The sequence below is a fragment of the Amycolatopsis sp. MtRt-6 genome, from assembly GCF_017308975.1.
GTDB lineage: Bacteria > Actinomycetota > Actinomycetes > Mycobacteriales > Pseudonocardiaceae > Amycolatopsis.
In genome coordinates, this window is record NZ_JADWPD010000003.1 from 262782 (window position 1) to 280665 (window position 17884).

The following is a 17884-nucleotide window of genomic DNA, read 5'->3' on the forward strand; positions in this document are numbered from 1 at the left end:
GAGCGGGCCGGAGCGAGGCACGTATAACAGTAGTTGTGACTGATGGCCCGCTGATCGTCCAGTCCGACAAGACCGTGCTCCTGGAGGTCGACAACCCCCAGGCCGATGACGCGCGCATCGCCATCGCGCCGTTCGCCGAGCTCGAACGGGCGCCGGAGCACGTGCACACCTACCGGATCACGCCGCTCGCGTTGTGGAACGCGCGCGCCGCGGGCCACGACGCCGAGCAGGTCGTCGACGCGCTGACGACGTACTCGCGCTTCCCGGTGCCGCAGCCGCTGCTGATCGACGTCGTCGACGTCATGGGCCGGTTCGGGCGGCTGCAGATCGCCAACCACCCGGCGCACGGGCTCGTCATGTCGACCACCGACCGCGCGGTGCTGGCCGAGGTCGTCCGGAACAAGAAGATCAGCCCGATGCTGGGTGCCCGGATCGACGACGACACCGTCGCCGTGCACCCGTCCGAGCGCGGGCGGCTGAAGCAGGCGCTGCTGAAGGTCGGCTGGCCGGCCGAGGACCTGGCCGGGTACGTCGACGGCGAGGCCCACCCGATCGCGCTGGAGGAGGACGACTGGCAGCTGCGCGACTACCAGCGCCAGGCGGCGGAGGCGTTCTGGGCGGGCGGTTCCGGCGTCGTCGTGCTGCCGTGCGGCGCGGGCAAGACGATGGTCGGCGCGGCGGCGATGGCTCGCGCGGCGGCCACGACGTTGATCTTGGTGACGAACACGGTGGCCGGGCGGCAGTGGAAGCGCGAGCTGATCGCGCGGACGTCGCTGACCGAGGAGGAGATCGGCGAGTACTCCGGGGAGAAGAAGGAGATCCGGCCGGTCACCATCGCCACCTACCAGGTGATCACCCGCAAGACCAAGGGCGAGTACAAGCACCTGGAGCTGTTCGACTCGCGCGACTGGGGCCTGGTCGTCTACGACGAGGTCCACCTGCTGCCGGCCCCGGTGTTCCGGATGACGGCCGACCTGCAGTCGCGGCGCCGGCTCGGCCTGACCGCGACGCTGGTGCGCGAGGACGGCCGCGAGGGCGACGTGTTCTCGCTGATCGGGCCGAAGCGCTACGACGTGCCGTGGCGCGACATCGAGGCACAGGGCTGGATCGCCCCGGCGGAGTGCACCGAGGTCCGCGTGACACTGACCGACGCCGAGCGGCTCGAGTACGCCACGGCCGAGGCCGACGAGCGGTACAAGCTGGCGGCGACGGCGCTGACGAAGACCCCGGTGATCAAGTCGATCGTGGCCAAACACGCCGGCGAGCCGACGCTGGTGATCGGCGCCTACCTCGACCAGCTGGAGATGCTCGGCGACGAGCTGGACGCCCCGGTGATCCAGGGCGCGACGCGCAACAAGGAGCGCGAGGAGCTGTTCGACAAGTTCCGCCGCGGCGAGATCCGCACGCTGGTGGTGTCGAAGGTCGCGAACTTCTCGATCGACCTGCCCGAGGCGTCGGTGGCGATCCAGATCTCGGGCACGTTCGGCTCCCGCCAGGAGGAGGCCCAGCGACTGGGCAGGTTGCTGCGCCCGAAGGGCGACGGCCGCCAAGCGCACTTCTATTCGATCGTCTCGCGAGACACGGTCGACACGGAGTACGCGGCCCATCGGCAGCGGTTCCTCGCGGAACAGGGCTACGCGTACCACATCGTGGACGCCGACGACCTGCTCCGGCCGCTCTGAGCGAGCTTCCCGACGCCGTAGTTCCCGATGAGCGGCCAGGGGCAACGGCGTGAAGTCCTCCTGATCGGCCACGTTGGCCGCTGCCGCCCCAGCGGCCCATCGGCGGGTCATGAGCCGAGGAAGCGCAGGACGGCGAGCACCCGGCGGCTGTAGCCGGCCGCCTGGGGCAGGTCGAGCTTGTCGAAGATCGCGTTCGCGTGCTTCTCGACCGAGCTCTGCGAGATGTACAGCAACTGCGAAATGCTCGTGTTCGTGTGGCCCTGCGCCATCTTCTCCAGCACGTTCCGCTCGCGCTGCGTCAGCCGGTTCAGCGCGGTTTCGTGGGACGTGCGGGCCACCAGCCGCCGTACCACCTCCGGGTCGAAGGCCGCGCCGCCCTCGGCCACCCGCTGCAGCGCGTCGAGGAACTCGCCGACCTGGGCCACACGGTCCTTCAGCAGGTAGCCGACCCGGCTGCCGTCCCCGTCGATCAGCTGGGCGGCATACCGCTTCTCGACGTATTGCGAGAGGACGAGCACCCCGGTATCCGGCCACTTCTCCCGGATCTCGAGGGCGGCCCGCAGGCCTTCGTCGGTGTGGGTCGGCGGCATCCGCACGTCGGTGACGACGACGTCGGGCTTCTCCCGCGCGGTGGCCTCGACGAGCCTTTTCCCGTCGCCGACCGCGGCGACGACGTCATGGCCTTCCTCGGCCAGCAGCCGCACGAGGCCTTCGCGCAGCAGCGTCGAATCCTCGGCCAAGATCACCCGCACGGCAGCGCCGCCCGCACGACCGTCGGACCACCGTCCGGACTGTCCACAGTGAACTCTCCGTCCGCCGCCGCCACGCGCCGCCTCAGGCCGCCGAGCCCACCGGCAACGCCGATCTCGGCGCCACCCGAGCCGTCATCGGTGATCTCCACGACGTACTTCCCGCCGACGAGGCGGACATCGATCGTGATGCGCGTGGCACCGGAGTGCTTGGCGGCGTTGGTGACGGATTCCGACGCCACGAAATAGATGACAGTCGCCAGCTCGAGAGACGGGCTGATGACAACCAAGTACCGCACCTCGACCGAGATCGTCGCCCGTTCGGCGAGGGATTCGAGAGCGGCGTCGAGACCGTCGTCGAGCGCGATCGGGTACACGAGCCAGGAAACCTCGCGCAGTTCGCGCAGAGCCGTCTGTGCTTCCTCGTGCGCCTGCCGGACCAGGTCGGCGTCCCCCGTGCGCCGGGCCCGGCCGAGCAGCAGTCCCAGTGCGACCAGCCGTTGCTGCACGCCGTCGTGCAGGGCGCGCTCGATGCGACGACGTTCGTCGTTCACCGCCTCGACGACTTCCGCACGGGTGTTGCGAAGGTGGGACATCCGGCGCTCGGCCAGTATCCGGTAGCTCGGGGTGAGGAACCGATCGGCCAGCGTCCGGTCCAGCGCGGCGACGCCGGACATGCCCTGGCCACAGAGGAACGTCGCGATCGTGGCGAGCACGGCGATCAGGAGCCAGCCGAGAACGGTTCCCTCACCTTCGCCGCCGGGAGCGCGCCCGGCGAACAGTTGCTTGGCGTAGACAGCCGCTGTCGCCACACCGGCACCGAGACACACCCAGACGCCCAGCCCGAGCAAGCCGGCGACCGAGCGCAGGGACAGGTACTGGAATGCCCGGACGCCGTCGTAGTCGTTGCCGTTGACCTGGCCCTGGAACTGCCACAGCCGGGCCCGTTCGAGCTCGGCGAGGCGGCGGGCACCGCGCAGCACGGCTCGGCGCGTCGCGGGAACGACGAGCAGGGGTGCGCTCAAGAGGACGTACCCGGCCTCGACGAGCCCGGTGAGCCCGCCGATCCCGACGCCCGCCGAGATGCGCGCAGCTGAAGTGATCACGCGATCCAGGCTAGCCAGGCGGGAGCGGGTGGGTATTGCGGTTTTCCGTAATCTTCCGGGTGGTGTTCCGCAATGTGCCGGCCGGCCCTGATTCCTAGATTCGACGGCATGGACCTCCTGCTCACCACCACCGCCCCCGCCGAGCCGATGACCGGTCTGGCCGGCTGGGCCGTCGGGCTCATCGACACGCTCGGCGGTCCCGGCGCCGCGATCATCGTCGGCCTCGACAACCTGTTCCCGCCGATCCCGAGCGAGCTCGTGCTGCCGCTCGCCGGGTTTTCCGCCAGCCGGGGCGCGTTCACGCTCCTCGGCGCACTGTTCTGGACGACATTGGGTTCCCTGGCCGGCGCGGTGATCGTCTACTGGCTGGGTGCCTTGCTCGGCCGTGACCGCACCCGCGCGCTGGTGAGCCGCATCCCGCTGATGAAGATGTCGGACTTCGACCGCACGGAGGCCTGGTTCACCCGCCACGGCGGCAAGGCGGTGTTCCTCGGCCGGATGGTGCCGATCTTCCGCAGCCTGATCTCCCTCCCGGCGGGCGTGGAACGCATGGCCTTCGGCCGGTTCCTGGCCCTGACAACGGCCGGCAGCCTGCTGTGGAACACGGCCTTCGTCGTCGCGGGCTATCTGCTGGGCGAGAGCTGGTCAGTGGTCAACCGCTACGCATCGGTGTTCCAGTACGCGGTACTGGCCGCGGTGGCGGCGGCAATCGCCCTGTTCGTGACGGTCCGGCTGCGCACCCGCACAGCCAAGCACCAGCCCGCGAGCGAGCGATGAACTCACGTCGGACCCCCGCCACGGCAAGGGATACGGACTCCGGCACCGGCACCGGCGACCACAGTCACCCGCGCCGCACTCCCAGCACCAGCAACCAAACCGCGCACTCCGGCCGAGCCACGGCACAAGCGACGAACGCCACCTCTTCCCGAAATCCCACCACAGAAGCAAACTCACACCCGGTCAGGCCGCACGGCCCCCACGCAACTCCCGGCCACTCCACAGGCCCGGCCACACCCAACGGCAAAAGGGTGAGGGCCACGCTTCCTTGGCGTGACCCTCACCCCTGCACCCGGCGATCAGTAGCTCGTGAGCCGGAAGTCCCCGACGCCGCTGGTCTGCTCGACCCAGCTGCCGTACGGGCCACCGTCCTTGACCGTCAGGGTCCCGTCCGTGCGCAGGGCGCCCACCCGGCCCGTCGGGGCGTCGACCTCGATCTTCGCCGCGTTCGAAAGCTGGTTGATCCAGCCCGCGTACAGGTTGCCCTGCTTGACCGACGCCAGGCCGTTGGTGAACACGACACCCAGGTAGTCGCCGGAGAGGTCGACCTGCTGCACGCCCGACGTCTGCTCGACCCAGCTCCCGTACAGGCCGCCCTCCTTGACCGTCAGCGAGCCGTCCGTGCGCACCACCGCGATGCGGCCGGTGCTCGCGTCCAGTTCGACGTCGGCCGCGCCGGGCAGCTCGTTCACCCAGCCCGCGTACAGGTTGCCCTGCTTGGCGTACACCATCCCGCTGTTGTCGACGACGGCGATGTAGTCGCCCGAGAGCTCGACTTCCTTGGCATTGTTGGTCTCCTCGACCCAGCCGCCCTGCAGGCCGCCTTCCTTGACCGCGACCGTGCCGTCGGTCCGCAGCACGGCGATGCGTCCGGTCGACGACTCCAGCGCGAAGTCCTTGACGTTGTTCGCCTGCAGGAACCACTCCTGGTACAGGTTGCCCTGCTTGACGTACAGGTCACCCGAGCCGGTGAGCACGCCGACCATGTCACCGTGCACTTCGGACTTCGCGATGCCGCCGCCGTGCACCGCCGTCCAGCCCGCGTACAGGTTGCCTTCCTTCACCTGCACCGAGCCGTTCTGGAACAGCACGCCCAGGCGCGGGGTCACCGGCTTCGCGGGCTCGGTCAGGCCGACCGGGCTCACGAACGCGGAGATTTGCTGCCCGGCGAGGTACTGGCCGACGCGGCCGGGCCCGGAGCCGTACTGGACGCTGGTGGTCGCGGGGCCGCCGCTGCCCCAGTTGCCGTTGATCGTGCGGATCGTGCCGTCGGCGTTGACCGTGTCCACCATCGCGACGTGGTCGGCGTACCCGTTGCCCTGGTAGTTGAAGACGACCGCGTCACCCACCTGCGGGACGTACCCGGGATCGGTGTGCAGCGTGCCCTTCTGCTGGCCGTACAGGTAGAAACTGCCCGCGGCGGCCGTCAGCCGGTCGGTGTTGAGGTTCCGGTTGCCCCACACCCATCTGACGAAGTCGGCGCACCACGCCCACTGCATCCGGCAGCTGTCCATGAACCCGACGCCGCCGAGGCTGTTCGTGCTGCAGGTCTGCTTGTACAGGTTCGCGGCGGCGAGGTCGCGGACGTCGGTCCGCGAGTCGGCGTGGGCGGGGACGGCGCCCAGCAGGGCGAGGACGGCGGTGGCGAGGACGGTCGCGGTGACCCGCTTGAGCGACATGACGTTCTCCTTGTGTGGCAACGAAGATCAGCGGGTGCAGTTGATGGCGCCGTCGGCGACGGGCAGCGAGCCGCCGTTGAAGTAGGCGAGCGCCTTCTTGTAGTCGGCGCAGCGGTTGAGCGACTCGGTCGGGTCGAGGGCGTAGGAGTAGCCGATCGCGCGGCCGACCGCGCCCATGTCGTAGTTGTCCGCCGCGGCGTTGATGTTGCGGGAGGTCCAGTACCAGCGGGCGATCTTGGCGCTCCAGTCGAGCGTGGCGGCGGCGTCCGGGTTGCCCAGGAAGTCGTACCCGAGTGCGTTCCCGGCGGACCGGTAGTTGAAGTCGCCGGTCAGCTGGATGAACCCGCGGCCGCGGTACAGCTCGGAGTTGCCCGCTTCGCCGGCGTTGTAGCGGAACCCGCTCTCGTGCTTGAGCGTGGCGAGCAGCGCGGCCTTGCGGCTCGGCGTGGTGATGCCCCCGGCCGCCATCTCGGCGTTGAGGCTCGGCAGCCCGGCCGCGACGGTGTCGGTGGCGTAGGTGGCGCCATACACGGCGGTGATGTCGGCCATCGAGACCTGGCTCCCGCCCGCGGTGGCGCCGGCGGCGGCGAGCCCCAGCTGCTGGACGCCGTTGGCCTGCTCGACCCACGTCCCGTAGAGGCCGCCGTCCTTGACGGTGACGCTGCCGTCGGTGCGCAGCACGCCGATGCGGTCACCGGCGATCTGCAGGTTGGCGGCGCCGGCGAGCTGGTTCACCCACGACGCGTAGAGGTTGCCCTCCTTGACCGTCGCGAGCCCGTTGTCGAGCACGACACCGATGCGGCTGCCCGAAAGCTCCAGCTGCTTGACGCCGGAAGTTTCCTCGACCCAGTTGGACCAGAGGTTCGACTCCTTGACCGCGACGGTCCCGTCGGTGCGCAGGACACCGATCCGGTCGGCGGAAAGCTCGAGGTCGGCGACCCCGCCCGTCTGGTCCACCCACGGCGAGTAGAGGTTGCCCTCCTTGACCGTCGCCAGGCCGTTTTCGAACACCACGCCGACGCGGTCCGGGGTCAGCTCCAGGTCCTTGACGCCGCTGGTCTGCTCGACCCAGTTCGCGCTCAGGGTGCCGTCCTTGACCGCGGCGGTGCCGTCGGTGCGCACCACGCCGATGCGGTTGCCTGCGAGCCGGAAGTCGCGGACGTTGCCCGCCTCTTCCACCCAGTCCGTCCACAGGTTGCCCTCTTTGACGAAGAGCTTCGAGTCCGTGGTCAGCACGCCGATCCGGTCACCGGCGATCTCGAACTTCGTCACCCCGCTCATCTCTTCGACCCAGGAGGCGTAGAGGTTGCCTTCCTTGACGAGCAGCTTGCCGCCGGCCAGCACGCCGACGCGGGCGGCACCCGGCGGGAGTTCCCCGGCCGACGCGGTCGTCTGCAGGTCACCGAAGGCGATACCCGCGACGAGCACCGCGGTGGCGGCGCGGCCCAGCGTCCTCTTGAGCGTGGACATGGTTGTTCCCTTCTTCACCGTGGGGAGATCCGCTGGTCCCGAGGGGGCGCTGTGCATCCGGTCCCCTGTGTCCTCCTCGGGACGGGAAGAAGCTTCTCCCGCCGGGATCAAAGAAACCTGAAAGCCGGTTTTGGGTCGCTGACCAGCGAAAACGTCCTGATCAACGCGGAACCGGAGGAGAGCTTTCAGCAGGCTTCGAGAGCCGGAGCACCGGCCGGGGCTCCCGCGCTTCCCGGCTGCCGTGCAGCCGGAAGATGCCCGCCGCTTCGGTCCACGCCGCTTCGGCGCCGGCGGTCTCGCCGAGGGCGTCGAGCGTCGTGGCGAGATCCCGCAGGGCGCGCGCTCGCCACACCGGGAGCATCAGCGCGTCCCACCACTGGACCGACCGCTCGAGGTGGGCCCGCGCGTCGAGCAATCGCCCCGCGGCGAGCTCCAGTTCCCCGAGGGTGCGCAGCATCAGTCCCTGCCCGAACCCGTCCTGCATCTCGTGGCAGGTGGCGAGGCACGTGCGCATCGCCTCGCGCACCTCGTCGCCGCGGCCCTGGCGGATGCGGACCTTGGCGAGCGCCTGCACGGCGTAGGCGGACATCAGCGGGTCGTCGGCCGCCCGCAGCAGGTCCACCGCCTCCTGGCTGCACCGGGCCGCCTCGGCGAGCCGTCCGGCGGCGCGGTGCACGAGGCTCACCGAACGCAGGGCGAGCGCGCGGCCGCTCCCGTCACCCATCGCCGTGTACCCCGCCACGGCCAGTTCGGCGGCGACCAGGGCCTCGTCGAGCTCGCCCTGTTCGGTGCGGACGCGGCCGAGTCCGTGCAGTGCCTGGATTTCCGCCTGCTTCTCGCCCAGTTCCCGCAGCTCGGGCAGGGCGAGGTCGAGCGAGTCCCGCGACTGGGCGAGCTGGCCGTACTCGCACTGCACGACGCTGAGGTCGAGCCGGCTCATGGCCTGCCCGCGCCGGTCACCGTCCAGCTCGTAGGCGGCGAGGGCTTGTTCGTGGTAGGCGATCGACTCGTCGAAGCGATCCTGCTCGTAACGCAGCCAGCCCAGCCCCGAGAGCAGCCGTGCCTCGCCGGTGCGGTCGCCGGTCCGGCGCGCGGCCGCGAGCGCGGCGTTGTGCGTGCGCCACCACTGGCCGAACAGGTTGCGCACGGCGAACACCGACGAGCACAGCGTCGCGGCCAGCCGGGTGGCGACGTCGGTGAGGTCGAGCCCGCTGACGCGCTCGACCACCCCGACCAGCCCGGTCTGCTCCGCGTCGAACCACGCCTCCGGGTCGGCCAGGATCTCGTCGAGCTGCGCGGGCGTCAGGTAGCGAGCCGGCGGGCTGCCCTCGGCGGGCGCCTGCGCCGCCCGGCGGCCGGCGAGCTCGACCAGCCCGAGCCAGCACTCGGCGGCCCGCTCGGCCGATGCCCTGATCTCGGCCGCGGTCTCCTCCGCCTCCCCGCGTTCCCGGGCGAAGGCACGCGTCAGATCGTGGATCTGGTACCGCAGCGCGCCACCCTGGTCGTCCACAGTGGACACGTCGAGCAGCTGGGCGTCGACGAGCCGCTCGACCACTTCCTCCGCTTCGTCGCCGTCGCAGCCGAGCAGGGGCGCCACCGCCCACGCCCCGAACGAGGAGACGTCGAGGAGGCCGAGCCGGCGCAACGCGATCCGTTCGCGGTCGGCCAGGCCGTCGTAGCTGAGCGCGAAGCTGCCGCGGACCTCGAGGTCCCCGAGGGTGAGCTCCTGCAGGATCCGGTGCTGCACGCGGAGGCGCTCGGTGAGCCTGCCGACCTGCCACTGCGGCCGGGCCGCGAGCCGCGCGCCGGCGATCCGCACGGCGAGCGGCAGGTTCCCGCACAGGCGCACCAGCTCGCGAGCGGCTTCGGGGTGCTCCGCGACCCGGTCGTCGCCGATGACCCGGCCCAGGAGGGCCAGCGCCTCGGCCTCGTCCAGCACCGGCAGGTGCAGGTGCGCCGCGCCGCCGAGCGCGCCGAGGCGTTCCCGGCTGGTCACCAGCGCCGCGCAGGTGTGGCCGCCGGGCAGCAGCGGGCGGACCTGGCGTTCGTCGGACGCGTCGTCGAGCACCACGAGGATGCGCCGGTCGGCGAGCAGCGTGCGGTAGAGCTGGGCCCGCTCCTCGAGGCGCGCGGGGAGGTCGGCCTCCGGCACGCCGAGGGCACGCAGGAAACCCGCCAGCACTTCGGCCGGATCGGCACGGACGGCCTGCACCCCGCGCAGCGAGGCGTAGAGCTGGCCGTCCGGGAACTGTGCCCGGACGCGGTGCGCGACGTGCGCGGCGACCGTGCTCTTGCCCGCACCGGGCTTGCCGTAGACCGCGCACAGCCGTGACCCGGTGGCCGCTCCGGCGGACAGCCACCTCGTCAGCTCCCCCACTTCGTGCGCGCGGCCGGTGAAGTCGGCGATGTCGAACGGGAGCTGGCTCGGCACGGGGACGCGCAGGTCGGCCCCGGGCTTGACCGCCGGCGTCCCGGGCTCGTCGCGCAGGACGCGTTCGTGGGCCGCGAGCAGCACCGGGCCGGGCTCCAGCCCGAGTTCGGCAAGCAGCGTCTTCCGGCCGTCCTGGTAGCAGGCGAGCGCGTCGGCCCGGCGACCGCTCTGGAGCAGGGCGAGCATCAGCTGGGCGCGCAGCCGTTCGCGCAGCGGGTGCCCGGCGACGGCCGAGGTCAGCTCCGGGACCAGCGACTCGCCGGCACCGGTATCCAGTTCGACGTCGACACGGTCTTCCAGCGCGGCAACGCGCAGTTCGTCCAGCCGCGCGCGTTCGTGTTCCGCCCACGTGCCCTGCGTGCCGCCGAGCGCGGTCCCCCGCCACACCGCGAGCGCCTGCCGGAGGTGGCTGACGGCCCGCTCGGCTTCCCCGGCCGCCTTCGCACGACGGCCGGCCGACACTTCCCGCACGAAGACGTGGAGGTCGACCTGGTCGAGGTCGACGGCCAATCGGTAGCCGCCACCGCTGCGCGCGATCACGTCGGGATCACCGCCGTCACCCAGCGCCCGCCGCAGGGTGGAGACGTAGGTGTAGACGGCGGCGCGCGCCTGCTCCGGCGGGTCTTCGCCCCAGATCGCGTCGATCAGCTGCTCCAGGGGGACCACGTGCCCCGCGTTCACGGCGAGCAGCGCGAGGAGGGTGCGCGGTTTCGGGCCCCCGAGACCGGCCGCGTTCCCCGCGACCACCACCTCGACCGGGCCGAGCACGTGGAACTCCATGTATCCCCCTCTGCCCCTCGACGGAGAGCCTGGCAACCGATCACCGGCGAAGCAAGATCCGCACAGGTGACCGGTCCGCCGGGAACGTCCCGTGTCGGCCGTGCCACCCCTTCGGCGCAGTGGCGTGTCTCAGCAACATCTTGTGTCACATGCTCACCACCACCGTTCTGACCTGCATGTTTGCGGATTCACTCGAACGGATGAGCGGCCGAAGCGCTGGAAATTGTCGGTCCCTCGAACTACTGTTCGAGATGCAGGAAGCGAACACAAGTTCGAGGGGACGCCCATGACGATCGCACCGCTCCGCCCCGGTACGCCCGCACCGCCGGTCCAGACCCTGCCACCGGGATCGTGGCACGGCCGGCTGTGGGTGTCCGACCTGCCGCTGACCCGGCCCGAGCGCTACCTCGGCTGCGTGGCCGAGTTCGAGCGGTCCGGACTCTGGCCGGTGCTGATCCCCCACGACCAGCGCTTCGCGGCAAACGGCGAGGACTGGATAGACGACCGAGGCAGGCTGGCCCCGGCAGGCCACCGAGTGCCGGCGGCCGACCCGGCGGGAGCCCTGTCCCGCTGGTGGGACGCATCATGCTGCGACGGCGCGTGCCTCCGTCCGTTCGGAGCCCGGTTCCCCGGCCTGGCCAAGCGCAGCCCGCGCAGGTCAGACCCATTGGCGGAGGCGGGCAACACAGGGTCGATCCTGGCGACGCGCGCACCACACAGGCTCGGCTTGGTCCAGACGGAGCGGCCGGCGGACATCCCGGCACTGCTGGGCTGGACGGGGATGATCAAGTACACGGACCAGGTGGCCGAGCTGTCCGCGGTGCTGCGCAGCTGGGAGGACAGGTTCGGAGCGACCTTGGTGGTGCTGGGCTTCGACGCGATCGAGCTGTCGGTGGCAGCGCCACCTCGGAACCAGGCAAGGGCACTGACGGTGGCGGCGGAGCACCGGGCGTTCAGTTTGCCGACGTTCGCGGGGCAGCCGGGGAATTTGAGGGAGTACGCGTCGGGGTTGGTGCAGTCGCGGCACTGGCGGTTTTCCTGGGCGTGAGAGAGGTCGGGCACAGGGCGGGCCGGAGGGCCAGGCCCGTGTTGGCCGGGCGGAGGGCAGGCCGGACGACCGGGCCCGTGTAGCCGGGCGAAGGGCAGGCCGGAGGGCCAGGCCCGTGTTGGCCGGTCGGAGGGCCCGGCCGCGGCCCGGGCGGCGGCCACAGGCCGGAGCCGGCAGGCCGGGGGGCTGCCGGCTCGGGGCCGCTGGCCGGGGCCGCCAAACCGGAGAGGCCGCCGACCAGGCCGGTGCGGCCGCCGCCGCGCGGCGGCGGCCGCGGGCCGGAGCCAGGCGGCCGGAGGCCGCCGGCCCGGCCACCCAAAGGAGCTGGGCGTCATCCCGTCGCCTGAGGCCGTCAAATTGATAGGCCTCGCACAGGCGACGGGATGCCCCCAGCGACCACCTCGAAAAGGTGAGCGAACAGCGACGAAGGCCGGCCATCCCAGAGCCTGCCCGTCCGGCGAGGACAAGTCTTCAGACCACGGCAGACACAGGCAGCAAGATGAGCAAGCGCCACAAAGGCCCAATAAGACGACCGTCCACGAACCTGGGCCACCTGTCCCAACGCCCAGCCCAACCGTCCCGGAGACCAACCGTTTGGCACCCCAAAAGACCGGGAACCTTCCGCAGCGGGAAGGCGGTGAGAGCAATCGCCGAGATCCGGATCGGGACCTCCGGGTGGCGCTATCCCCCCTGGCGCGGGGTCTTCTACCCACCCGGACTCGCCCAGCGACGAGAACTGGAATACCTCTCGCGGCGGATGAACGCCGTCGAAATCAACGGGTCCTTCTACTCCCTCCAACGTCCGGAACGCTACCGGGCCTGGTTCGACGAAACCCCCGCCGACTTCCTCTTCGCCGTCAAAGGGGGCCGCTTCATCACCCACATGAAGCAGCTCCGGGGCGTCGAGACCGCGCTCGCGAACTTCTACGCCTCCGGTGTCCTCGCCCTCGGCGCGAAACTCGGCCCCTTCCTCTGGCAGCTGCCACCGCGGCTCGCCTTCGACCCCGACCGGCTCGAGAACTTCTTCGCCCTCCTGCCCCGCACCACCACCGACGCCGCCCAGCTCGCGGCGAAGCACGATGACAAGGTCAAGACCCCGTACCTCGAGGCCGGCACCAAGCAACCCCTGCAGCACGCGCTCGAAGTCCGGCACCCCAGCTTCGCCGAACCCGCCGCCAAACGGCTTCTCGAAGCACACGGCATCGCCCTCGTCGTCGCCGATACCGCCGGCAAGTGGCCCTTCCTCGAAGACCAGACCGCCGGCTTCGCCTACGTCCGGCTGCACGGCGACGAAGAACTCTACGTCAGCGGCTACTCCGACCAAGCCCTCCGCAAGTGGGCGGAAAAGATCCGGGCGTGGCACGACGGCGGCCGGCGTGATGTGCACGTCTACTTCGACAACGACGTCAAAGTCGAGGCCCCGCGCAACGCCGAATGCCTCGCCGACCTGCTCGGAGTGGCCCCCATCACCAGACAGTGAGTGGACAGTGAGCGCCGTCGGCTTGAGTGGTCCCGCGGGCCGGACCGGCTTGCGTGCTGCCGCTGGGGGTCGGCACGTGAGCCGTCCGGAACCGAGCCCTCAGACCCCCACCACGACCAGTGCCGCCAGCTTGGCTCGCACGTCGTCCGCGTCCGGGTGACCCAGCTCCGTCAGCAGGCGCACCGACCGCAGCCAGCATTCGCGGGCCGCGGCCGCGTCGCCGTAGCGCAAATAGACCTGGCCCAGCTGGGCCAGGACGTCCGCCGCCTCGTACTGCTCGCCCATCGTGAAGAACATCTCCACCGAGTCGCGGAGGCACGCGATGCCCTCCTCGACCCGGCCGAGGCCGATCAGGGCCAGGCCGCGCGTGTGCTGCGTGAACCGCGTGTCCACCGGACGCCCGTCCGGGCCGAGGATCGCCAGCGCCGCGTCGGCCAGGCGCAGTGCCTGCTCGTGGTCGCCCATCGACGTGCAGATGTCGCCCAGCGCCCGCAGCACGCTCGCCTCGAAGTGCCCCAGCCCCAGCTCGCGGACGATCGCCAGCGCCTGCATGCCGTGTTCGTACGCCCAGGCGCAGTCTTCGAGGTTGTGCGCCGCCATCGCCAGGTTGTACTGCGCCCGCGCCTCGCCCTCGCGCGCCCCGAGCTCCCGCTGGATCGCCAGCACCTGCTCCAGGTACCGCCGGGACTCCGCGTACTGCCGGGCGACGCCGTTGACGACGCCGAGCCCGCTCAGGATCCCCGCCTCGCCCGGGCGGTGGCCGCTCGCCCGGGCGGCTTCGAGCGCCACCGCGAACACCGACCGCCAGTCGTCGAGCCGCGAGCGCGTCACGAAATAGCTCTGCAGCAGCCAGGCGAGCTTCCAGCAGACGTCGTCGCGGCCCCGGCGCCGCGCCAGGTGCACCGCGGCGATGAGGTTGCCGTCCTCCTCGCCGAACCAGTCCAGCGCCTCGTGGTGCGAACCGAACGTCAGGCCGCCCTCGAGGTCGTCGAGCTCCAGCAGCCGGTAGTAGCGCTCGGGCCGCATCCGCCGTGACGCGTTCAGCGCCGACGCCAGGTACCAGCTCAGCAACCGGTCCAAAGCCGCGTCCCGCTCCGAAGCCGATTCCACCTGCGAAACGGCATACGCCCGGATGAGGTCGTGGAACTGGTAGCGGCCCGGGCGCGGCTGGGCCAGCAGGTGCGCGGCAGCCAGGGTTTCGAGCATCGGCCGGGTCGCCGCGACGTCCAGCCCGGCGACCGCGGCCGCCGCCGGTGCGGTGAAGTCGACGCCGGTGTGCAGCCCGAGCAGCCGCAGCAGCCGGGCCGTCGCCGGCTGGAGTGCCTGGTAGGAATAGGAAAACACCGACCGGATGTTGGTGCCTTCGCCGTCGGCGAGGTCGAACGACCCCAGCAGGTCGGGCGAGCCGGCGAACTCGTCGAGCGGCAGGTCGGGGAACTGCGCCGCGCGCACGGCCAGGATCCGGATCGCCAGCGGCAGCCCGCCGCAGTAGCGCACGAACCGCTCGGCCGCCGCGGGATCGCGGGCCACCCGGTCATGGCCGATCGTGGACGCCAGCAGCGCGACGGCGTCCTCGTCGCCGAGCTCCTCCAGCGCGATCCGGCGCGCGCCGTGCGTCGCGACCAGCGCGCGCAGCTGCCAGCGGCTGGTGATCAGGACCAGGCAGCCCGGCCCGGGCAGCAGCGGGGTCACCTGCTCGCTGCGGTTGGCGTTGTCCAGCACGATCAGCAGCCGCCGTCCCGCGGTGTGCGTCCGCCAGCTCGCCGCGCGGCCGTCGAGGTCGCCGGGGATCTGCTCGCACGGCACGCCGAGCGCGGTGAGCACGGTCTCCAGCGCCGCCGACGGCTCGACCGGCTCGCCGGGGCCGTAGCCGCGCAGGTTGAGGTAGACCTGCCCGCCGGGGAACCGGTCCGCGACCTCGTGCGCGAAGCGCACCGCCAGTGTCGTCTTGCCGATGCCACCCATGCCTTCGACGGACGCGATCGGCGTCGACGTGGCGGCGTCGGTGGCCTCCGGCAGCAACGCGTGCAACGCCTTGAGGTCGCACTCGCGCCCGGAGAAGGCGCGCAGGTCGGCGGGCAGCTGGCGCGGCACCTGCGGCTCGACGCCGAGCCGGTACCGCGCGAGCGTGGGAGCCCCGTCGGTTCCGGTGAGGATCGCCTGGTGGGTGCGCTGCAGCGACGGCCCGGGGTCGAGCCCGAGCTCGTCGGCCAGCACACCGCTGATCCGGCGGTACACCGCCAGCGCCTCGGCCTGGCGGCCCGACCGGTACAGCGCGGTCATCAACTGCTCGTGCAGCCGCTCCCGCAGCGGGTTCTCCCTGATCAGCCGGGTGAGCTCGGGGACGACGGTGCCGTACTCGCCGACTTCGAGCAGCGCGTCCGCCCACTGCTCGCGCACACGCAGCCGTTCCTCGGCCAGCTGCCCGGCCTCGTCACGGTGGAGCGCGTCGGACTCGACGTTCAGGAGCGCCGGCCCGCGCCACTGCGCGAGCGCGCCGGCGAAGTGCGCGGCCGCCTGCCGGCTTTCGCCGCGGTCCAGCGCGGCCTTGCCCCGGGCGGCGAGGGCGCGGAACCGCGAAAGGTCGAGCAGGTCGTCGTCGAGCTCGATCAGGTAGCCGCCGCTCTCGGTGCGGATCGCGACCTGGTCGCCGAGGGCGCGGCGCAGGCGCAGCACGTACGTCTGGAGCGCGCCCTTGGAGCGGCGGCGGTCGTCGTTCCACAGCCAGCGGCCGAGCTCGTCGACCGGCACGACGCGGTTCGCGCGCAGCAGAAGACCGGCCAGGACGATCAGCGGCCGGCTGCCCCCGAGCGGTACCGGGCGGCCGTCGGCCGTGACCTCGGCCGGACCCAGTACGCGGAAATCGAGGACCACGGGGTCATTCTTGCCGGAAACGCGCAGTTCGGCACCTGTTTGTGAAACGCCGGACGGTGGCATGATCGGGCTCGATGAAGGTCTACGCGATCCCCCTGCGCACCCGGTTCCGCGGCATCACCGTCCGTGAGGGCGTCCTGCTGCGCGGCCCGGCGGGCTGGGGCGAGTTCTGCCCGTTCGCCGACTACTCCGACGCCGAGAGCGTGCCGTGGCTGCGGGCGGCGCTGGAAGCGGCCGAAGCCGGCTGGCCCGCGCCGGTCCGCGACCGGGTCGAGGTGAACACGACCGTGCCGGTCGTGGCGCCGGAGCAGGCCTACGAGCTGGTCCGCGCGTCCGGCTGCCGGACGGCGAAGGTGAAGGTCGCCGACCCGCGGGTCTCCCTGGCGGACGACTGCGCGCGGGTCGAGGCGGTCCGCGACGCGCTCGGCCCCGGCGGCGCGATCCGCGTCGACGCCAACATGGCGTGGGACGTCGACACGGCGGTGCGCGCGATCGCGGACCTCGACAAGGCGGCGGGCGGGCTGGAGTACGCGGAGCAGCCGTGCCCGTCGATCGACGACCTGGCCGCGGTGCGGCGCCGGGTCGACGTCCGGATCGCCGCCGACGAGTCGATCCGCCGCGCGGAAGATCCGCTGAAGGTGGCCGTGGCCGGCGCGGCGGACATCGCGGTCCTGAAGGTCTCCCCGCTCGGCGGTGTGCGGCGGGCCCTGGAGGTCGCCGAGGCGTGCGGGCTGCCGTGCGTGGTCTCGTCGGCGGTGGAGACGAGCGTGGGCCTGGCTGCGGGACTGGCGCTGGCCGGCGCGCTGCCGTCATTGGAGTTCGCTTGTGGACTCGGGACGATTTCGTTGCTGACCGGCGATGTCTGCACCGAGTCGCTGTCCCCTGTGGACGGTTACCTGCCGGTCCCGCGGCGGGCCCCGGAACCCACGGACGCCTACCCGGCGCCGCCCGGGGTCGCGGCCGCCTGGGCAGACCGGCTGAGCCGGGTCCGCGCGCTGAGCTGAGCGCGCGGACCCGGCGTCAAGCCCGCCAGGCGGAACCGTAGGCGTGCACCAGCCACTGGTTCGCCCAGTCACGATCGGGCTGTTCCGGCAGCGGCGACGCACCCCGGGTCAGCCGGTCGAGCCGGTCTTCCAGCTCGGCCGCGGCGGCGACGGCTTCGTCCTGGGTGTGCTTCCCGCGACGCAGGTCACGCAGCCAGGTCAGCCACGGCTCGGCGATCGGCAGGGTCATCCGGCCGGTCTCCAGCAGCTCGACGCCCTGGACGCCGAGGCGGACCATGTGCATCGCGTACTTCGTGTCGAAGCCGTACTTCGCGATCAGCTCGGGCCGGTTGACCTTCAGCGCCCCTTCGAGCATCCGGGTGCGTTGCGTCCGCAGGTACCCGGCGAACCGCAGGCCGGCCTGCCGCGAGACGACGCGGTCGGCGTTGGCGCGCAGTTCGTGACCGAGATCGGTGATCAGGACGATCTCCGCGTCCGGCACGAAGAGCGGCAGCAGGACGGTGGGATTCCCGGTCAGAGCCAGGCGCATCCACTTGCGCAGCGAGTAGACGATGAGGTCGAGGTCGCCGGGTCCGGACCGCACGCCTTCCGGCTGGGTGCGGAAGACGTACTGCTCGAACCGCCGAAGCCCGGCAACGTACTCGGCGGGTTCGACGCACAGCCCCATTTCGTCGCGGTCGTCCTGACCGTCGACGGCGGTGCCGTGCAGGCCGGACCCGACCTGGCAGCGCAGGATCGTGCCCTGCTCGGCGATCGCGGCGAACTCGGGGTTGTCGTGCTTCATGGTCAGTAGTTGTAGCTGGC

Annotated in this window: 12 protein-coding genes; 5 read left to right on the forward strand and 7 right to left on the reverse strand. The window is 71.5% G+C overall.

The features are described 5' to 3' along the window. Nucleotides 1-35 precede the first annotated feature (35 nt). Nucleotides 36-1682 (forward strand): DNA repair helicase XPB, encoded by a 1647-nt coding sequence (locus I4Q55_RS07510; protein ID WP_206785280.1) that lies wholly within the window; start codon nucleotides 36-38, stop codon nucleotides 1680-1682. Nucleotides 1683-1789: 107 nt separating this feature from the next. On the opposite strand, the gene I4Q55_RS07515 is transcribed toward I4Q55_RS07510, so the two are convergent. Beyond that, nucleotides 1790-2434 (reverse strand): response regulator transcription factor, encoded by a 645-nt coding sequence (locus tag I4Q55_RS07515; protein WP_206785281.1) that lies wholly within the window; start codon nucleotides 2432-2434, stop codon nucleotides 1790-1792. Next, complete coding sequence (locus tag I4Q55_RS07520) at nucleotides 2425-3537, reverse strand: histidine kinase (RefSeq protein WP_307793148.1); 1113 nt, start codon at nucleotides 3535-3537, stop codon at nucleotides 2425-2427. The genes I4Q55_RS07515 and I4Q55_RS07520 overlap by 10 nt, the downstream gene beginning before the upstream one ends. 108 nt (nucleotides 3538-3645) lie before the next feature. Between I4Q55_RS07520 and I4Q55_RS07525 the strand changes: the two genes are divergently transcribed. Next, the gene (locus tag I4Q55_RS07525) at nucleotides 3646-4314 is read left to right on the forward strand and encodes a DedA family protein (protein ID WP_206785282.1); all 669 of its coding nucleotides are present in this window, start codon (nucleotides 3646-3648) and stop codon (nucleotides 4312-4314) included. Between the two features lie 299 nt (nucleotides 4315-4613). Here I4Q55_RS07525 and I4Q55_RS07530 read toward each other — a convergent pair whose 3' ends face one another. The 3 genes from I4Q55_RS07530 to I4Q55_RS07540 form a co-directional block, all read right to left on the reverse strand. Further along, the gene (locus tag I4Q55_RS07530) at nucleotides 4614-5993 is read right to left on the reverse strand and encodes a CHAP domain-containing protein (protein WP_206785283.1); all 1380 of its coding nucleotides are present in this window, start codon (nucleotides 5991-5993) and stop codon (nucleotides 4614-4616) included. Nucleotides 5994-6020: 27 nt separating this feature from the next. Then, nucleotides 6021-7463 carry a glycoside hydrolase family 19 protein gene (locus I4Q55_RS07535; RefSeq protein WP_206785284.1) on the reverse strand — a complete coding sequence of 481 codons (1443 nt, stop codon included), beginning with the start codon at nucleotides 7461-7463 and terminating at the stop codon, nucleotides 6021-6023. Between the two features lie 160 nt (nucleotides 7464-7623). Beyond that, nucleotides 7624-10674 carry a BTAD domain-containing putative transcriptional regulator gene (locus I4Q55_RS07540; RefSeq protein WP_206785285.1) on the reverse strand — a complete coding sequence of 1017 codons (3051 nt, stop codon included), beginning with the start codon at nucleotides 10672-10674 and terminating at the stop codon, nucleotides 7624-7626. 286 nt (nucleotides 10675-10960) lie between these two features. Between I4Q55_RS07540 and I4Q55_RS07545 the strand changes: the two genes are divergently transcribed. Further along, complete coding sequence (locus I4Q55_RS07545) at nucleotides 10961-11722, forward strand: DUF4253 domain-containing protein (RefSeq protein ID WP_206785286.1); 762 nt, start codon at nucleotides 10961-10963, stop codon at nucleotides 11720-11722. 637 nt (nucleotides 11723-12359) lie between these two features. Further along, nucleotides 12360-13202 (forward strand): DUF72 domain-containing protein, encoded by an 843-nt coding sequence (locus I4Q55_RS07550; RefSeq protein ID WP_206785287.1) that lies wholly within the window; start codon nucleotides 12360-12362, stop codon nucleotides 13200-13202. A 99-nt stretch (nucleotides 13203-13301) separates the two neighbouring features. Here I4Q55_RS07550 and I4Q55_RS07555 read toward each other — a convergent pair whose 3' ends face one another. Further along, a complete protein-coding gene (locus I4Q55_RS07555) occupies nucleotides 13302-16076 on the reverse strand; it encodes an AfsR/SARP family transcriptional regulator (RefSeq protein WP_206785288.1) in 2775 nt (924 codons plus the stop codon). A gap of 74 nt (nucleotides 16077-16150) precedes the next feature. On the opposite strand from I4Q55_RS07555, the gene I4Q55_RS07560 reads away from it, so the two are divergent. Further along, complete coding sequence (locus I4Q55_RS07560) at nucleotides 16151-17080, forward strand: o-succinylbenzoate synthase (protein ID WP_206785289.1); 930 nt, start codon at nucleotides 16151-16153, stop codon at nucleotides 17078-17080. 16 nt (nucleotides 17081-17096) lie between these two features. Here I4Q55_RS07560 and I4Q55_RS07565 read toward each other — a convergent pair whose 3' ends face one another. Next, entirely contained in the window at nucleotides 17097-17864 is a 768-nt protein-coding gene (locus I4Q55_RS07565; protein WP_206785290.1) for a DNA polymerase beta superfamily protein, read from the reverse strand. Nucleotides 17865-17884 lie beyond the last annotated feature (20 nt).

Excerpts from the sequence above, each read along its gene's own strand:
- I4Q55_RS07545 (WP_206785286.1), top strand. The coding sequence starts at position 10,961 with ATGACGATCGCACCGCTCCGCCCCGGTACGCCCGCACCGCCGGTCCAG.
- I4Q55_RS07560 (WP_206785289.1), top strand. The coding sequence starts at position 16,151 with ATGAAGGTCTACGCGATCCCCCTGCGCACCCGGTTCCGCGGCATCACC.
- I4Q55_RS07540 (WP_206785285.1), bottom strand. The coding sequence starts at position 10,674 with ATGGAGTTCCACGTGCTCGGCCCGGTCGAGGTGGTGGTCGCGGGGAAC.
- I4Q55_RS07535 (WP_206785284.1), bottom strand. The coding sequence starts at position 7,463 with ATGTCCACGCTCAAGAGGACGCTGGGCCGCGCCGCCACCGCGGTGCTC.
- I4Q55_RS07525 (WP_206785282.1), top strand. The coding sequence starts at position 3,646 with ATGGACCTCCTGCTCACCACCACCGCCCCCGCCGAGCCGATGACCGGT.
- I4Q55_RS07565 (WP_206785290.1), bottom strand. The coding sequence starts at position 17,864 with ATGAAGCACGACAACCCCGAGTTCGCCGCGATCGCCGAGCAGGGCACG.
- I4Q55_RS07530 (WP_206785283.1), bottom strand. The coding sequence starts at position 5,993 with ATGTCGCTCAAGCGGGTCACCGCGACCGTCCTCGCCACCGCCGTCCTC.